Raw genomic sequence first — 14,267 nt, 5'->3', positions numbered from 1 at the left:
GTTGTTTTTCCATGTCTTTCCGGAAAAGCAGCGTCATTTCGTAGCCGCATGTGGGACCCGTGCGAGACTCTGCCCCGTTCCGTCGCGGGGGAGGCGCAGAGGCCTTGCGTGATCTGGCGGCGGGATGTGGAGAAGCGGGGCCCGGTTCCGGCCTGCCAACTGAAGGCAGGCGTTCGCCCGGGGTTCGATGGATGTCGGACGTCAGGGGCGAGGGGGATACTCGTCCGGTCCGGGACCGTGTCGCAAGCACGGCCCGCCCGCCGGAGGCGCTGCGGTAAGGCGATAAGACCGCCACCGGACGCAAGCTTCCGAACAATCTCCGCGCGGAGCGTCGGTCTGGAGTCGAAACGGTTAGTCAAATTGTCTCCGGGCTCCGGCCCGGCGCTCCGCCGCCTTCCCGTCCCTCCCGCCGTCCGGCGCGGGGTCGTTTCCGCATGGCTGGAAGGAGCAGCATACCGAAGATGCGGACGCTAGTCCTCCAGGTCGGCGCGGGCCTGTCCGGCGAGGTCGAAGAAGCGCTCGCGCACGGCGGAGACGAAGGGATTGTCGCGCTCGATGGCCCTGAACACCGCCGGGGAATCGTGGCGCACCAGCTCGACCGCCTGCATCAGCCGCTCGAAGCTGACGGTGGTCATGCGCGTCGGCAGGGGCTCCATGGCCATCAGGACGCGGGCGATCAGATGGGTCAGGCCCTGCACCGTCGCCGCCTCGCGGTCGTGATCCTCGGGCGAGACGAGGAACACCTTCAGGCCGAGGGCCGCGCGGCAGAAGGCGGCGACCCGGCGGGCGGCGGGCCCGCCCCGGACCGGACAGACCGCGATGTTCAGGCCGGCGATGCCGTCCTTGCCGCTCTGCGGCCCGAACAGGGGGTGGGTCCCGACGATCTGCGCCGACGGCGGCAGGCCGGCCGCCATGATCCCGGCCGGCTTCACCTTCACCGAACCGACATCCAGCACCAGGGCGCCGGGCGCGACATGGGGCGCGATGGCCGCCACCGTCGCTTCCAGCGCCTCGACCGGCACGGCGAGGACGACCACGGGACAGGCGGCGGTCTCCGCCAGGTCCGCCAGCCGGACAAGGCCGTCCAGATCGTCGGTCGCGGCCGGATCGTGGGCGAGGATTTCGAAATGCGGAGCCAGGTGTCGGGCCGTCAACCGGCCGAAGGCGCCGAAGCCGATCAGACCCAGGCGCTGCGTCTTCACGCCCCCAGGGTCTCCTGGAACCGCACCGGCCGGCCGTGGGCGGCGCCGATCAGTTCGCCGTCCTTCATCACCACCCGACCGCGCACGATGGTGGCCGTGGCCTTGCCGGTCGCCTCGAAGCCGTCGAACGGCGTCCAGCCGGCGCGGGTGGCCATGTCGGCGTGGCGGATGACGTGCTTCGCCTTCAGGTCGACGAGGGTCAGATCCGCGTCATACCCCTCGGCCATCCGGCCCTTGCCGGCGATGCCGAACACCCGGTTGGCGCCGTGCGAGGTCAGGTCGATGAACCGGTCCAGCGACAGCCGCCCATGGGCCACATGGGTCAACATCACCGGCACCAGGGTCTGCACCCCCGGCATGCCCGAGGGCGAGGCCGGATAGGGCCGGGCCTTCTCCTCGATCGTGTGCGGGGCGTGGTCCGAACCCAGCACGTCGAACACCCCCTGCTCGATCCCGGTCCACAGCCCCGCGATGTGGGCGGCGTTGCGGATCGGCGGGTTCATCTGGGCGTAGCCCTTGAGCCGGGCGTAGGCCTCGTCGCCGTCCAGGGTCAGGTGTTGGGGCGTCACCTCGGCGGTGGCGACGTCCTTGTGGTCGGCCAGGAAGCGGACCTCCTCGGCGGTCGAGACGTGCAGCACATGGATGCGGGCGCCGACCTCGCGGGCCAGACCCACCAGCCGGCGAGTGGAGCGGATGGCGCTTTCGGCGTCGCGCACCTCGGGGTGGCTGGTCCAGTCGCCCGGGCGGGCCAGCGGGCGGCGCTCGACCAGCCGGTATTCGTCCTCGGAGTGGAAGGTGGCGCGGCGCTTCACATGGCGCAGCACCTCGCGCACCCCGTCGTCGTCGGCGACCAGCAGGGTGCCGGTCGAGGCCCCCATGAACACCTTGACGCCGCAGCATCCCGGCAGGCGCTCCAGCTCGGCGAGGTGGCGGGCGTTCTCGTGGGTGCCGCCGATGTAGAAGGCGTGGTCGGTCCACATCCGGTCGCGGGCGCGGTCCAGCTTGTCGGCGAGGGTGTCCGGGTCGGTGGTGTTGGGCTCGGTGTTCGGCATCTCGAACACGGCCGTCACTCCGCCCAGGGCCGCCGCGCGGCTGCCGCTCTCGAGGTCTTCCTTCCACTCCAGCCCCGGCTCGCGGAAATGGACCTGGGTGTCGATGACGCCAGGCAGGACGGTCAGGCCGGCGGCGTCGACCGTCTCGCCCGCGCTGGCCCGCGACAGGTCGCCGACGAAGGCGATGCGGCCGTCGATCACCCCGACGTCGGCGCGGCCGCGCCCCGCGTGGTTCGCGACTTCGCCGCCGCGGACGATCAGGTCATATGTCTGGGTCATGCCCCGTCCCTTAGCCCCGCGCGGCCGAAGGTTCTAGGCCGTCGCGCGCCGGTCGAGCAGCGTCCGCGCCGCCTTCAGCACGCGATCGGCCGGCAGGTCGTTCATGTGCTGGATGGCCTGGTTCAGATTGGGGTCGATCTTGCGGAACTCCTCGACCGAGCGCGGCCCCCGCACCGCGATGCCGCCCCACGGTCCGTGCTCGGCCTCGTCCGATGGCCCGAAGGCCGCCACCACCGGGACGCCGGAAGCCACGGCCAGATCGGTCCAGAGGGTGTCGGCCCCGATATAGAGCGCCGACCGTCCCAGGGCCGCGACCGCCTCCAGCCGGCTCAGCCGCCCCTGCAGTTCGGTGACCCGGTTGCGCGGCAGCGACAGGCGGACGACGTGGGCCGCCTCGCGGGCGTTGTCGTCGCCGACCACGATCACCCGGCCGCCCTCCAGCGGACCGCCCTCGCCGACCAGGGCGACGGCGACCTTGGCGTAGCGCTCGGACGGCCAGACCTTGCCCATCCAGCCGGCGCCGGGGCCGAGGGCCAGCAGGGGAACCTCTTCAGCCGGGATCAGGGCGTCCGCCTTGGCCCGGGTCGCCTCCGAGACGAACAGCTTCGGCGCCGGAACCTCCTCCAGCTGCAGCACCCGCGCCGCCTGCTCCACGGCGTGGACGCCCGCCTCCCAGGCCCCGCGCACGGCCCGCTTTTGCCGCTTCAGCTTGCCCGACAGGGTCGAGCCGCGCATGTCGACCACCAGCCCCCAGCGCGTCTCGCGCACCTTGCCCCACAGGCCGAGCCAGTCCAGCCGGCTGTCCCGCTCCAGCACGATCAACCGGTCCAGCCGCGGCGTGTCGGCGAACAGGGGCGCGCTCTTCGCCGATCCGACCACGGTGAAGCTCGCCTGCGGCATGGCCTCGACCATATAGGCGAGCACCCCCGACGACAGGATGGCGTCGCTCGCGTCCGCCTCGGCGATGTAGAGGATGGGGAACCGTCCCGTCATGGATGCACCGTATACGGATTCTCGGATTTCGGTCAGCGCCGCCGAGGTTCGCAAAGGCGGCGCCATGGCCTAGGTTGCTGTGGCAACGGGACAAGACTGATGATGCGATCGAAATGGGCTGCCGTCGTCGCCGTCGTTCTGGCGGCGGGGGTTCCGGCGGCGAGCGCGGCCCCGCAATCCGCGCCGCGGGAAAAGGCGGCCGGCGAGGGCGTCCTGTGCGCCATCGCCCTCTATTCCGGGATCGCCGAGGCGGCCCGAACCTGCACCCCGGAGACAGCTCCGGAGTTTCAGGCGGAACTGCGTCGCCAGGTCGAACGGCTGGACGCCTATGCCCTGGCCAATGGCATGACGACGGAGGGACTCGCGGGATTCAAGAGCCAGAACCTCGCGGGCCTGGGCGATCCGTCGATGTGCGCCGCCTACAGGGAGGAGGGACTGGAGGAGGTATTGACTGCCGACCCGGAGGCCATGCGGACGACCGTGGATGAACTGGTGGCGCGTCCCGGCACGCCGACCTGGGGCTCCTGCATCTAGGCGGCGCCTACCGATGCATCGGCGGGCGCGAAGCCCTATCTTCGGGGCATGACGAGAATCGCCCGCCTCGACAGCCGCGCCCTTGTCCGGGTCTCGGGGCCCGACGCCCGCCCGTTCCTGCACAATCTGCTGACGCAGGACGTCGAGACCCTGGCCGACGGCGACCTGCGCTTCGGCGCCCTGCTGTCGCCGCCGGGCCGGCTGCTGTTCGACCTGTTCCTGTGGGGCGAGGCGGGCGCGGTGACGCTCGACGTCGCCGCCGACCGTCGGGAGGCCCTGATGCAGCGGCTGGCCATGTACCGCCTGCGGGCGCAGGTCACGGTCGAGGCGGACGAACGCCCGGTGTTCGCGGCCTGGGGCGGCGATCTGCCCGAGGGCTTCGTCGCGGACCCGCGCGCGCGCGCGCTCGGCGGCCGCCGCCTCGGCGGCGATCCGTTGACCGATGCGGGCGAGGACGACTGGCAGGCCCACCGTCTCGCGGTCGGCGTTCCCGACCCGGCCGCCGACGCTCCGTCGGACAGGATGTATCCGATCGAAGCCGATTTCGACCTGCTGAACGGCATCGACTTCCAGAAGGGCTGTTTCGTCGGCCAGGAGACGACCTCGCGCATGAAGCGGCGGGGAAGCATCAAGACCCGCATGCTGCCCCTCGCCTTCGAGGGCCCGGCCCCGGCCTTCGGAGCCGAGGTGCTGAACGGCGAGCTTCGGGCCGGCGAGGTGCTTGGCGGCCGCGACGGCGCAGCCATGGCCCTGTTGCGGCTGGACCGGCTGGAGGGCGCCTTGACCGTCGACGGCCGGCCGGTCGAAGTGCGCCGGCCCGGATGGATGCCCGCATGACCGATACCCGCCCTCGCCTGATCGACCTCAGCCACACCATCGAAGCGGGCATGATCACCTACAAGGGCCTGCCCGCGCCGCTGATCTGCGACCATCTGAGCCGCGAGGCGTCGTGGGCGAACTACGATCCCGGGACCGAATTCCAGATCGGGCGGATCGAGATGGTCGGCAACACCGGCACCTATCTGGACAGCCCGTTTCACCGCTACGCCGACGGCGAGGATCTGAGCGAGGTCGGCCTCGAACGGGTCGCCGGCCTGCCGGGGCTGGTGGTGCGGGCGCAGGGCCTGCAGGCCGTCGACGCCGACCGGTTCGCCGGCCTCGACCTGCGCGGCAAGGCCGTGCTGGTCCACACCGGCTGGGCCCGCCACTGGCGCACCGACGCCTATTTCGAGGACCACCCCTTCCTGACCGAGGCCGCCGCCGCCTTCCTGGTCGAGGCGGGCGCGGCCCTGGTCGGCGTCGATTCCCATAACATCGACGACACCCGCACCCGGGTCCGGCCGGTCCACACCCGGCTGCTGGGGGCGGGCATACCGATCTGCGAACACATGCGCGGGCTGGAGCTGCTGCCCGACGAGGGCTTCCGCTTCACCGCCGCCCCGCCGAAGGTGAAGGCCTTCGGGACGTTTCCCGTGCGGGCGTTCGCGGAGGTGGGGTGAACGACCTCGATCCGCTACCCTGCCCCCATGGCCGACTCACTCCACCGCTGCGCCTGGTGCGGGATCGATCCGCTGTACGTCGCCTATCACGACGAGGAATGGGGCGTGCCCGAGTATGACGCCCGGGCCCTGTGGGAGAAGCTGGTGCTGGACGGCTTCCAGGCGGGGCTGGCCTGGATCACCATCCTGAGGAAGCGCGAGGGGATGCGCGAGGCCTTCGACGGCTTCGACCCGGAGATCGTCGCCGGCTACGGCGAGGCCGATATCGGGCGGCTGCTGGGCGACGCGCGGATCATCCGCTCGCGGGCCAAGATCAACAGCGCGATCAAGGGCGCGAAGATCTGGCTGGAGATGCGCGACGGCGGCGAGGACTTTTCCGAATGGCTATGGTCGTTCGTCGGCAGGGCGCCGATCCAGAACCAGTGGCCCGACAGTGCGGGACGGCCCGTCGCCACGCCGGAGTCCGAGGCCATGGCGAAGGCGCTGAAGAAGCGAGGCTTCACCTTCTGCGGCCCGGTGATCGTCTACGCCTTCATGCAGGCTGTGGGCATGGTCAACGATCACGGTGTCGAATGCTTCCGTCACCGGCAGGTTCGTGCGATGGCCGGGCGGTGAAGACTCCGTCGAAATCCCCTGCAAAGGCAAAGCTTAACGCCGGGCCCAAGGTCGCGCGCGTGTTTCCGACCCTGGGCCTCGAACTGTTGCTGATCCAGTCCAGCGGCGGACCGGTGTGCGGCGTGGACGAGGCGGGGCGTGGTCCGTGGGCGGGGCCGGTCTCGGCCGGGGCGGTGATCCTGAACCCCGACGATCTGCCGGAGGGCATCGACGACTCCAAGGCCCTGACCCACGCCCGGCGCGAGGCGCTGGAGATCGAGATCAAGGCCCGGGCCGTCGCCTGGGGCGTCGGCTTCGCCTCGGTCGAGGAGATCGCCGAGCTCAACATCCTGCACGCCACCGGCCTGGCCATGTGCCGCGCGGTCGAGGCGATGTCGGTCCAGCCGGTCGCGGCGCTGGTGGACGGCAACTACCGCTTCAGACTGCCGTGCGACGTCCAGACGGTGGTGGGCGGCGACGGCCTGTCGCTGTCGATCGCGGCGGCCTCGATCCTGGCCAAGACGGCGCGGGACCGGCTGATGGTCGAGCTGGACGCCGAATACCCCGGCTACGGCTTCGCCGGGCACAAGGGGTACAATGCGCCCGTGCATCAGTCGGCGCTGCGGACCCTCGGCCCCTGCCCGGCCCACCGGCGCGGCTGGGCCCCGATCCGGGCGTTGCTGGAAACCTAGAGGGCCAGCGCCCCGCCGAGCAGGGCGCCCATCAGGGCCGCGACCGCGCCGCCGGCGACCACCGTCACCCAGCCGGGCAGGTCGGCGGCCAGTTCCTTCAGCGTGGGCTCCGGGACCACCGGATCGTTGGCCACGCGGGAGTCGAACCGGCGCGGCTCAGGCGGGCGCCAGGCCACCGCATCGAAGGCGTCGGCCGCCCGGCCGTAGGTCTGGCGGGCATAGAGGCGACGCGAAGGGGTGAGGGGCATCGTATCCATGGCGCCGTAACGGACGGAGAGTCGGTCGCGTTCCGTACGCTGGCGCTCACGCTGCGTCGGCGAGGCGGACCGGCCGCTCGCTGACCACGAACAGATATTCCACGTTCCGCAGACGGCCCACGGCCCCGACCTTCTCACCTTGCGGATTGTGGATGCCGATGCGGGCGCCGACGTAGCGCGGGCGGGCGATCTCGATGACCTGCACCTCGCCCCGGCCGGACAGCATGCCGACCAGCTGGTCGCGGCCCAGATAGCCCTCGTCGTTGAACGAGACGATCAGGTTCGGCGCCTTGAGCCCCCCGATCACCGCCTGCAGCGCCGGGGCGATGCCGGGTCGGCTGTTGAAGGCGCTCTTGCGGGTGCGGACGTCGATCCGCTTGTTGGCGACGCCATAGGTCTCGGGCTTGTCCCACAGCACCAGACTCTCCCAGCAGTGGTAGTTGCCGAGGTAGGAATGCTGGTTGTAGGGCGGGTCCAGGTAGACGAGGTCGGCCTCGACCTCGGGCGCCAGTTCGACCGCGTCCCGGCGGGTCGCCCGGCACGGCCCGCCCGCCACGCCCGGCAGGATGTCGGGCATGCGCAGCTCCAGCGGCTTCAGCGCCCGCGCCGCCCACTGTTTCATATAGGCCATCTGCAGGCCGGCCGTGGAATCCACCCGGTCGGCGGCTTCCATCAAACTGACCAGGGCGATGGCCTCCAGCTCCGGCTCCAGGGCCATGGCGGCGATCCGGTCGCGCATGGCGTCGATGACGGCGCCGTTCGCGGGCGTGAAATAACGGGCGTCCTCGCAGAAGGCCCGGGTGAACCAGCCGGCCTGCGGCGTCACCGCGCGCAGTTCGGCGAGCACCTCTTCGGCCCGCTCCAGCCACCGCTCCCGATCCGCCTGCACATAGGCGGTCGCCAACACATGGGCATAGGCGTTGTGGTCGTTCGACCAGACCCGGAACCCCTCGCGCTTGAGGGCGTGGCCGACCCTCGCCGAGCCGGAGAACAGGTCGCATACGGTCCCGCCGCCGGGCAGCTGTCCGCGGATCGCGGTCGCGATCTGCGCCAGCAACGCCCGCTTGGAGCCGATGTATTTGATCATGCCGACCCCTGGGGATCAGGCGCGCGCCTTGCCGCCCTTGGTCGGAGCATGGGCCAGTCTCAGCAGATTCGCAGCCCCCGGCGCGCCGAAGGGGGTTCCGGCCAGGATCAGGACCCGCTGGCCGGGCTCGGCGAGGCCGTAGGCCACGGCGCTGCTGACCGCGTCGTCGGTGACGTCCTCCAGGGACGCCGGTTCGCGGCCCAGCCGGTTTTCAAGCCCCCACACCAGCGACAGCCGCCGGGCGGTGTCCGGATTGGGAGTCAGGGCCAGAATCGGCTGCAGCGGCCGCTCGCGCGCCATCCGCCGCGCCGTCCCGCCCAGGGTGGTGAAGACCACGATACAGGCGGTGGACTGGGCCTCGGCCGCCTTGCGGGCGGCGGCCACCAGGGCGTCGGCGTCGATGTCGTCCATGCCGGCGTGTTCGGCGTCCATCAGGCTGGGCCAGATGGGGTCTCGCTCCACCCGCTCGATGATCCGGTTCATGATGCCGACCGATTCCAGCGGATAGTCGCCGGACGCCGTCTCGGCCGACAGCATCAGGGCGTCCGCGCCCTCGTAGACGGCGTTGGCCACGTCGGAGGCCTCGGCCCGGGTCGGCGCCGGCGCCGAGGTCATGGATTCCAGCATCTGGGTGGCCACGATCACCGGCACGCCACGCTGGCGGGCGGCGCGGATGATCTGCTTCTGGGCCACCGGCACCTCTTCCGGGTCCAGCTCGACGCCCAGGTCGCCGCGCGCGACCATCACCCCGTCGCAGTAGTCGAGGATGCTCTCCAGCTCGAGCAGGGCCTGGGGCTTTTCGATCTTGGCGAGGCAGGCGGCGCGGCCCTTCACGATCTGCTTCAGCTCGGCCATGTCCTCGGCCTTCTGGACGAAGCTCAGCGCCACCCAGTCGACGCCGATGCGCAGGGCGAAGGCCAGGTCCTCGCGGTCCTTGGGGGTCAGGGCCGAGACCGGCACCACCGCCTCGGGCACGGCCACGCCCTTGCGGTCGGACAGTTTGGAGCCGCTCTCGACGGTCACATCCGCCCATTCGTCAGTCCGCTCGCCGACCCGCAGCCGCACGCGCCCGTCGTCGAGCAGCAGCAGCATGCCGGTGCGCAGGGCCCTGAAGATTTCCGGATGCGGCATCTGCACCCGCGTCTCGTCGCCGGGCGTGGGATCGAGGTCGAACCGCATCTTGTGACCCGGCTTCACGTCGATCTCGACGTCGGCGAACCGGCCCAGCCGCAGCTTGGGGCCCTGCAGGTCGGCCAGCACGCCCAGCGGCCGTTTCAGCGCCAGCTCCGCCCCGCGGACGGCCTTCAGCGCCGCCGCATGATCGTCGTGCGAGCCGTGGCTGAAGTTCAGACGGAAGACGTCGACCCCGGCCTGGGCCAGGGCCTTGACCATGCCGGGGGCCCGGCTGGCGGGTCCCAGGGTCGCGACGATGCGGGCGCGCCGGGCTCTTTTCATAGAATGTCCATAGGCCTTGAGGGGCGATTCCCCCCTTCTGCCATGAAAGCGCGCGGGTTTAAGGCCGGTTCGGGGCGCGAAACACGAAGTTATGCGCTAGGTGTCGGGGCGGCTGACGAGAGGAGCGAGCGATGGCGGGCCTGAAGGACAAGCGCGGTTTCATCGACAAGGACCGGCTGGACCTGTCCGAGCGCCAGGCCGTCGAACACTGGATGAAGCGCTGGGGCGTGACCCGCGAGCAGCTGACCGCCGCCCATCGCAAGGCGGGCCGCAACGTCAAGGACATCGCCGCCGAGCTGGGCAAGAAGCGCTGAGACGTCGGGGTCCGCCATATCTGTTCTCACAGATGATTGCATTTTGACTGGTGATACCATTGCCAAGGCGCCGGCCGGGACCGTCGCGGCAAGGCGGCGCGGGCCCGCGCGAGGAAAGCATGGACGCCATCCAGGCGGGTCGCATGACCCGACGCCGGTTGATGAGCACGGCGACCGCGGCGGCCGGCCTTGCCTTCGCCCGTCCCGCATTCGCCGGCGCCCGGCGCCAATCCGTCAAGCCGGTTCCGGCGCGCCACGTGACCCTGAAGCCGTCCATTTTCGCCGACGCCCAGGCCGCCAATCGCGCCTGGCTGGCCTCGCTGTCGCCTGATCGCCTGCTGCATAATTTCCACAAGGCGGCCAACCTGCCGCCCCGGGGAGACATCTATGGCGGATGGGAGGCCCAGAGCATCGCGGGCCACAGCCTGGGCACTATCTCAGCGGTTGCGCGCTTCTGGTCGCCAACACCGACGATCCTCTCCTGCGCCGGCGCCTCGCCGACACGGTCGCTGAGATGACGCGAATCCAGGCCGCCCACGGCGACGGCTATGTGGGCGGCGCGACCCTGTGGGGGCAGACCGGCGCGGTCGACGGCAAGCGGGTCTTCGAGCAACTGCGTCGCGGCGAAATCCGGGTCACCCCCTTCGGCCTCAACGACGGCTGGGTTCCGATCTACGCCTGGCACAAGGTCCACGCCGGCCTGCTGGCCGCCCACGATCTGGCCGGGACGCCGGGCGCCCTGGGGGTGAAGGTCGGCATGGCCGACGGCGGGACGCCTTCCTGTCGCTCGACCTGCCCCTGCCCCCGGACGAGGCGGCCGCCGTCGTCACCCTGCGGGCCACGGGCGGAGATCTGGTGATCTACGAGGTGCTGACCCTGGACGTCGCGCCGTGACCTGACAGGCCGCCGGTGTCAGGCGGCCTGTTCGCCCATCCGGCGCAGGCGCTGCAGACACCGCTTGCGGCTCTCGTCCGACCGGGTCTCGACCGCGCCGATGATGGTGTCCCGGACCGGTCCGATGCCGACGAGGGCGAGGATGTTGCGCTTCAGGCTGCGCAGCGAGTGGGCGAAGTAGAAGACCCGGTAGGCGGCGGCCGGCATCCCCATCGTGACCACGATCCGCGCGGAACGCCCCTTCAGCTTGCCGCCGCCCGGCGAGACCGCCTTGCCGCCGAAGGCGAAGGCGGGACGGAAGGCCTGTTCGAGCAGGGCCTTCAGTCGCGCCGGCATGCCGCCCAGCCAGAGCGGATAGACGATCACGATATGCTCGGCCCAGGCCAGCTGATCCTGCAGGGCGAGGATCGCGGCCGGCGTCGGGCCCTCCTCCCAGTCGCTTCTGGACCGAAGGTCCGGAAAGTCGAGATCCGACAGGTTCGTGCGGTGGATCACATGCCCGGTCCCGGCGGCGCCCTGCGCATAGCTGGCGGCCAGGGCGTGACAATAGCGCGCGGGATCCGGATCGGGGTGGCCGTCGAGGATGAGGATGCGGGTCACGTTACGGACTCCCTCGCGCCTTCCACGCCACAGGCATGGGCGGCGCCGGCGCTGGCGGCGATGGACACAGCGGAGGCCACCAGGGGCCCCTTCAGTGCGCGAGCGCCAGACAGACGGTGCTGTCGGCGATCAGGCTGCGGGTCACGCCTCCGAGGGCCCATTCCCGCAGCCGGGCATGGCCGTAGGCGCCGGCGACGATCAGACCGGCCTCGCGCGCCACGGCCTCATCCAGGATCTGGCGGCCGGCGGGCTCCTGGCCGGCGAGAGCGAGGACGGGCTCGGCGTGAATGTCATGGCGCGCGAGATAGCGGACCACCTCGGCCATCTCGCCGTCGGCGCTCTCCTGTTCCTCCGCGGCGCGGACGCTGAAGAGCGTGACGCCGGAGGCGCGCTGGAGAAGGGGAAGGGCGCCGGCGAGCGCGTGGCGCGCCTCGCGACAGTCCTTCCAGGCGACGAGGGCCGGATTTCCGATCGGCGAGCGCACCCGGGTCGGAGGGGTCACCAGCACCGGACGACCGCATCCCATCAGCACGTCCGCGACGCCCGGCGCGTGATCGGGAGCGTGCCGGTTCCGTCCGCCGACGATCACCAGGTCCGCCGCCCGGGCGGCCCGCGAAAGGAACTCCGCCGGATAGCCGACGCCGCCCCGCCATTCGGTCTCGACGGCGCGGTCGGCCGCGATCTCCGCGAAGCGAAGGCGCGCCCGTTCAACGTCGGCCTCAGCCATGTCGCGATAGAGGGTCAGCAATTCCCCGACCATCGCTCCGCCCGCCAGCGGGTCGTACAGGGGCGGGGCGATCGAGCCGACCGACAGGCCGATGAGCAGGGAATCGAAGGCGATGGCGAGATCGCAGGCGAGTTCAAGTCGGCTGTCGCTTTCCTCTCCATCTTCGACGGCGACGAGTATGCTGGCGTAGGTCATGGGCGATCTCCTTGGCCACAACAGGCCGCGGAAGCGCCTCGCCCGCCTTGATCCGGATCAAGGCCGGGAGCCGATCGAACCGGCATGGTCAAACCATGTCAGCCACCGTCCGAGCCATCGTCGTCGCCTGTATCCTCGTCGCGGGCGGATGTTCTTCGCCCGGCGTCCGGAGTCTCCAGCAGACGGGGCCCGCGGAGCCCGCCGGCGTCTCCGCCGGGGCGATCGAGCGCGGCCGCCTGCTGACCTCGACCGCCTGCGCCGGCTGCCATGCGACCGGTTCGACGGGGGACAGTCCGCTGCCGGACGCGACGCCGCTGCGCGAAATTGTCCGCCGCTACCCGATGAACCGCCTGGAGGAAGCCTTCGCCGAAGGACTGGTGACCACCCACCCCGCGATGCCCGGGTACATATTCCGCGCCAGCGAGATCGACGACATCGTCGCCTGGCTGGAAACCCTGGAGGCGGAGCAATGAGCGGTCCGGCCCCGGCGCCCATCCACGGGCGGGCCGTCGAGGCCATCGCCGGCCTGCTGGATCGCGAGAGGCTGATGAGCGTGGCGCTCAACCGGCCCGACGGCTGGCCCCATGTGACGACGGTCGGCTATCTGAACGAGGGGCTCAATCTCTATTTCATCGTCTCCCGCTCGAGCCAGAAATTCGCCAACGCCGAACACGACCCCCGCGCGGCCGTGGCCATCCGTTCGGAAAGCAGCCCGCGCGGCGACGCCGTCGGCGTCTCCATGTCGGGTCGGGTCAGGGAGGTCGTCGATCCTTCGATGATCGAACGGCTGAACCGTCAGGTCGCCGCCCGCTATCCGGACGTGCACGTCTACTGCCCCGGCGGACACGCCGTGGCCGTCATGCATTTCGTCCCGGAGATCGTGTCCAGCGTCGGGGTCGTCGACGGACGTAGCGAGGCGCAGGTCTTCTCGATCGGCGACCTCCCGGCCGCTTGATGTCGATCAAGGGCCGGCCGCAACGCGCGGTGCAGTGTCCCCCCGAACGGAGGTCGACATGAGCCTGAAACACATCATAGCCATCGCGGCGGGCGGGGACGGCGACGGCCAGGCCCTCGGCCTGGCGAGCGGCCTCGCCAGCCAGCACGACGGCGTAGTCGAGGTCCTGCCCGTCTATCCGGACAGCGCCGCCGACATGATCGCCCTGGGCATGACCCTCGGCGCCCACCTGTCGCCGGAGGCGGTCGAGGAGCTGGCCGCCGCGGAGCGCGAACTTCAGGGCCGGATCGAGGCGTCGGCGCGGGCCGCCGCCAACGAGGCCGATGTCGTGTTCGGTCCCGGCGAAGGCGCGCCGCGGATGTCGGTCCTGGGCCGCGGTCTGAGGCCGGCGCTGGCCGTGAGCCGCCAGGCTCCGCTGGCCGATCTCGTCGTCTTCGGTCAGGGGCATCTGGATCGCGGCCCCGGGCGCGATGTGTTCGGCCAATGTCTTCTCGCCGACCGCGCGCCGGTGCTGGTCGCGCGTCATGACGTGGATTCGCTCTCGGGGCCGGCGGCGATCGCCTGGGACGGCAGTCCTCAGGCGGGACGGGCGGTCAAGGCCGCCCTTCCCCTGCTGGCCATGGCCAGCGAGATTCACATCGTGCAGTGCGTGACCGGCCTCGATCAGGACGCGACCGACCCCGACATCGACGCCCTGAACGCCTACCTCCGGCTCCATGGCGTCGGAGAGGGCGCGGCCGTCCTGGTCGAAGGGAGAGATGAGGGCGCCGCACTGATCGCGGCGGCGAAAGGCAAGGCGGCCACCCTCCTGATCGCCGGCGCCTGGGGGCGGTCCCGTCTCCGCGAGGCGGTGTTCGGCGGAGCCACGCGCGCCTTCCTCGGCTGCAAGGACGGCCCCAACCTGCTGCTGGCCCACTGAGATGGGCGCAACCGCCATT

General features: G+C 70.9%; 19 protein-coding genes. 11 read left to right on the top strand and 8 right to left on the bottom strand.

Features of this window, described 5'->3' with window-relative positions; translation table 11 throughout:
- Positions 1-470 precede the first annotated feature (470 nt).
- From Q8Q71_RS09220 to Q8Q71_RS09210, 3 genes are read right to left on the bottom strand one after another with little or no spacing between them, the layout of a single operon-like run.
- Positions 471-1,202, bottom strand: a complete 732-nt coding sequence (locus tag Q8Q71_RS09220; RefSeq protein WP_305759289.1) for a prephenate dehydrogenase — start codon at positions 1,200-1,202, stop codon at positions 471-473.
- Complete coding sequence (locus Q8Q71_RS09215) at positions 1,199-2,533, bottom strand: dihydroorotase (protein WP_305759288.1); 1,335 nt, start codon at positions 2,531-2,533, stop codon at positions 1,199-1,201. The genes Q8Q71_RS09220 and Q8Q71_RS09215 overlap by 4 nt, the downstream gene beginning before the upstream one ends.
- A gap of 33 nt (positions 2,534-2,566) precedes the next feature.
- A complete protein-coding gene (locus Q8Q71_RS09210) occupies positions 2,567-3,526 on the bottom strand; it encodes a glycosyltransferase family 9 protein (protein ID WP_305759287.1) in 960 nt (319 codons plus the stop codon).
- Between the two features lie 99 nt (positions 3,527-3,625).
- Here Q8Q71_RS09210 and Q8Q71_RS09205 point away from each other — a divergent pair, with 99 nt between their 5' ends.
- From Q8Q71_RS09205 to Q8Q71_RS09185, 5 genes are read left to right on the top strand one after another with little or no spacing between them, the layout of a single operon-like run.
- Positions 3,626-4,060, top strand: coding sequence for a hypothetical protein (locus Q8Q71_RS09205; RefSeq protein WP_305759286.1), 435 nt, complete (start codon positions 3,626-3,628; stop codon positions 4,058-4,060).
- Between the two features lie 48 nt (positions 4,061-4,108).
- A complete protein-coding gene (locus Q8Q71_RS09200) occupies positions 4,109-4,897 on the top strand; it encodes a folate-binding protein YgfZ (RefSeq protein WP_305759285.1) in 789 nt (262 codons plus the stop codon).
- Entirely contained in the window at positions 4,894-5,559 is a 666-nt protein-coding gene (locus tag Q8Q71_RS09195; RefSeq protein ID WP_305759284.1) for a cyclase family protein, read from the top strand. Before Q8Q71_RS09200 ends, Q8Q71_RS09195 begins: the two co-directional genes overlap by 4 nt.
- A 27-nt stretch (positions 5,560-5,586) precedes the next feature.
- Positions 5,587-6,174: a DNA-3-methyladenine glycosylase I gene (locus Q8Q71_RS09190; RefSeq protein ID WP_305759283.1), complete on the top strand. Its 588-nt coding sequence runs from the start codon at positions 5,587-5,589 to the stop codon at positions 6,172-6,174.
- Positions 6,175-6,233: 59 nt separating this feature from the next.
- Complete coding sequence (locus Q8Q71_RS09185; protein ID WP_305759282.1) at positions 6,234-6,845, top strand: ribonuclease HII; 612 nt, start codon at positions 6,234-6,236, stop codon at positions 6,843-6,845.
- Here the strand turns inward: Q8Q71_RS09185 and Q8Q71_RS09180 are convergent.
- Genes Q8Q71_RS09180 through pyk form a run of 3 tightly spaced genes read right to left on the bottom strand, consistent with a single transcriptional unit; the run spans position 6,842 to position 9,644 of the window.
- Positions 6,842-7,102 (bottom strand): hypothetical protein, encoded by a 261-nt coding sequence (locus Q8Q71_RS09180; protein WP_305759281.1) that lies wholly within the window; start codon positions 7,100-7,102, stop codon positions 6,842-6,844. The genes Q8Q71_RS09185 and Q8Q71_RS09180 overlap by 4 nt on opposite strands.
- A gap of 46 nt (positions 7,103-7,148) precedes the next feature.
- Positions 7,149-8,189: a DNA adenine methylase gene (locus tag Q8Q71_RS09175; RefSeq protein WP_305759280.1), complete on the bottom strand. Its 1,041-nt coding sequence runs from the start codon at positions 8,187-8,189 to the stop codon at positions 7,149-7,151.
- 15 nt (positions 8,190-8,204) lie between these two features.
- A complete protein-coding gene (gene pyk / locus Q8Q71_RS09170) occupies positions 8,205-9,644 on the bottom strand; it encodes a pyruvate kinase (RefSeq protein WP_305759279.1) in 1,440 nt (479 codons plus the stop codon).
- A 131-nt stretch (positions 9,645-9,775) separates the two neighbouring features.
- Between pyk and Q8Q71_RS09165 the strand changes: the two genes are divergently transcribed.
- The 3 genes from Q8Q71_RS09165 to Q8Q71_RS09155 all read left to right on the top strand — a co-directional run bounded on the left by Q8Q71_RS09165 (position 9,776) and on the right by Q8Q71_RS09155 (position 10,817).
- Positions 9,776-9,958 (top strand): DUF3606 domain-containing protein, encoded by a 183-nt coding sequence (locus Q8Q71_RS09165; protein ID WP_055828753.1) that lies wholly within the window; start codon positions 9,776-9,778, stop codon positions 9,956-9,958.
- A 161-nt stretch (positions 9,959-10,119) separates the two neighbouring features.
- Complete coding sequence (locus Q8Q71_RS09160) at positions 10,120-10,476, top strand: beta-L-arabinofuranosidase domain-containing protein (protein ID WP_305759456.1); 357 nt, start codon at positions 10,120-10,122, stop codon at positions 10,474-10,476.
- The gene (locus tag Q8Q71_RS09155; protein ID WP_371315945.1) at positions 10,473-10,817 is read left to right on the top strand and encodes a beta-L-arabinofuranosidase domain-containing protein; all 345 of its coding nucleotides are present in this window, start codon (positions 10,473-10,475) and stop codon (positions 10,815-10,817) included. The genes Q8Q71_RS09160 and Q8Q71_RS09155 overlap by 4 nt, the downstream gene beginning before the upstream one ends.
- Positions 10,818-10,870: 53 nt before the next feature.
- Here the strand turns inward: Q8Q71_RS09155 and Q8Q71_RS09150 are convergent, their stop codons facing one another.
- The gene (locus tag Q8Q71_RS09150; RefSeq protein ID WP_305759278.1) at positions 10,871-11,452 is read right to left on the bottom strand and encodes an NAD(P)H-dependent oxidoreductase; all 582 of its coding nucleotides are present in this window, start codon (positions 11,450-11,452) and stop codon (positions 10,871-10,873) included.
- Between the two features lie 91 nt (positions 11,453-11,543).
- A complete protein-coding gene (locus Q8Q71_RS09145; RefSeq protein ID WP_305759277.1) occupies positions 11,544-12,374 on the bottom strand; it encodes a universal stress protein in 831 nt (276 codons plus the stop codon).
- 95 nt (positions 12,375-12,469) lie between these two features.
- Here Q8Q71_RS09145 and Q8Q71_RS09140 point away from each other — a divergent pair, with 95 nt between their 5' ends.
- The 3 genes from Q8Q71_RS09140 to Q8Q71_RS09130 are packed head-to-tail and all read left to right on the top strand — an operon-like array spanning position 12,470 to position 14,248.
- Positions 12,470-12,847: a cytochrome c gene (locus Q8Q71_RS09140; RefSeq protein WP_305759276.1), complete on the top strand. Its 378-nt coding sequence runs from the start codon at positions 12,470-12,472 to the stop codon at positions 12,845-12,847.
- Positions 12,844-13,329, top strand: coding sequence for a pyridoxamine 5'-phosphate oxidase family protein (locus Q8Q71_RS09135; RefSeq protein WP_305759275.1), 486 nt, complete (start codon positions 12,844-12,846; stop codon positions 13,327-13,329). The genes Q8Q71_RS09140 and Q8Q71_RS09135 overlap by 4 nt, the downstream gene beginning before the upstream one ends.
- Positions 13,330-13,387: 58 nt before the next feature.
- The gene (locus Q8Q71_RS09130) at positions 13,388-14,248 is read left to right on the top strand and encodes a universal stress protein (RefSeq protein ID WP_305759274.1); all 861 of its coding nucleotides are present in this window, start codon (positions 13,388-13,390) and stop codon (positions 14,246-14,248) included.
- Positions 14,249-14,267 lie beyond the last annotated feature (19 nt).

It is taken from the genome of Brevundimonas sp. (genome assembly GCF_030704825.1).
GTDB lineage: Bacteria > Pseudomonadota > Alphaproteobacteria > Caulobacterales > Caulobacteraceae > Brevundimonas.
Note: the sequence above shows the minus strand (reverse complement) of the source record. Positions and strands in the feature narration are given on the sequence as shown.

Coding starts and splice junctions, on each gene's coding strand:
- Q8Q71_RS09215 (WP_305759288.1), bottom strand. CDS start 2,533: ATGACCCAGACATATGACCTGATCGTCCGCGGCGGCGAAGTCGCGAAC.
- Q8Q71_RS09210 (WP_305759287.1), bottom strand. CDS start 3,526: ATGACGGGACGGTTCCCCATCCTCTACATCGCCGAGGCGGACGCGAGC.
- Q8Q71_RS09205 (WP_305759286.1), top strand. CDS start 3,626: ATGATGCGATCGAAATGGGCTGCCGTCGTCGCCGTCGTTCTGGCGGCG.
- Q8Q71_RS09200 (WP_305759285.1), top strand. CDS start 4,109: ATGACGAGAATCGCCCGCCTCGACAGCCGCGCCCTTGTCCGGGTCTCG.
- Q8Q71_RS09195 (WP_305759284.1), top strand. CDS start 4,894: ATGACCGATACCCGCCCTCGCCTGATCGACCTCAGCCACACCATCGAA.
- Q8Q71_RS09190 (WP_305759283.1), top strand. CDS start 5,587: ATGGCCGACTCACTCCACCGCTGCGCCTGGTGCGGGATCGATCCGCTG.
- Q8Q71_RS09180 (WP_305759281.1), bottom strand. CDS start 7,102: ATGGATACGATGCCCCTCACCCCTTCGCGTCGCCTCTATGCCCGCCAG.
- Q8Q71_RS09175 (WP_305759280.1), bottom strand. CDS start 8,189: ATGATCAAATACATCGGCTCCAAGCGGGCGTTGCTGGCGCAGATCGCG.
- pyk (WP_305759279.1), bottom strand. CDS start 9,644: ATGAAAAGAGCCCGGCGCGCCCGCATCGTCGCGACCCTGGGACCCGCC.
- Q8Q71_RS09165 (WP_055828753.1), top strand. CDS start 9,776: ATGGCGGGCCTGAAGGACAAGCGCGGTTTCATCGACAAGGACCGGCTG.
- Q8Q71_RS09160 (WP_305759456.1), top strand. CDS start 10,120: ATGAGCACGGCGACCGCGGCGGCCGGCCTTGCCTTCGCCCGTCCCGCA.
- Q8Q71_RS09155 (WP_371315945.1), top strand. CDS start 10,473: ATGACGCGAATCCAGGCCGCCCACGGCGACGGCTATGTGGGCGGCGCG.
- Q8Q71_RS09145 (WP_305759277.1), bottom strand. CDS start 12,374: ATGACCTACGCCAGCATACTCGTCGCCGTCGAAGATGGAGAGGAAAGC.
- Q8Q71_RS09140 (WP_305759276.1), top strand. CDS start 12,470: ATGTCAGCCACCGTCCGAGCCATCGTCGTCGCCTGTATCCTCGTCGCG.
- Q8Q71_RS09135 (WP_305759275.1), top strand. CDS start 12,844: ATGAGCGGTCCGGCCCCGGCGCCCATCCACGGGCGGGCCGTCGAGGCC.
- Q8Q71_RS09130 (WP_305759274.1), top strand. CDS start 13,388: ATGAGCCTGAAACACATCATAGCCATCGCGGCGGGCGGGGACGGCGAC.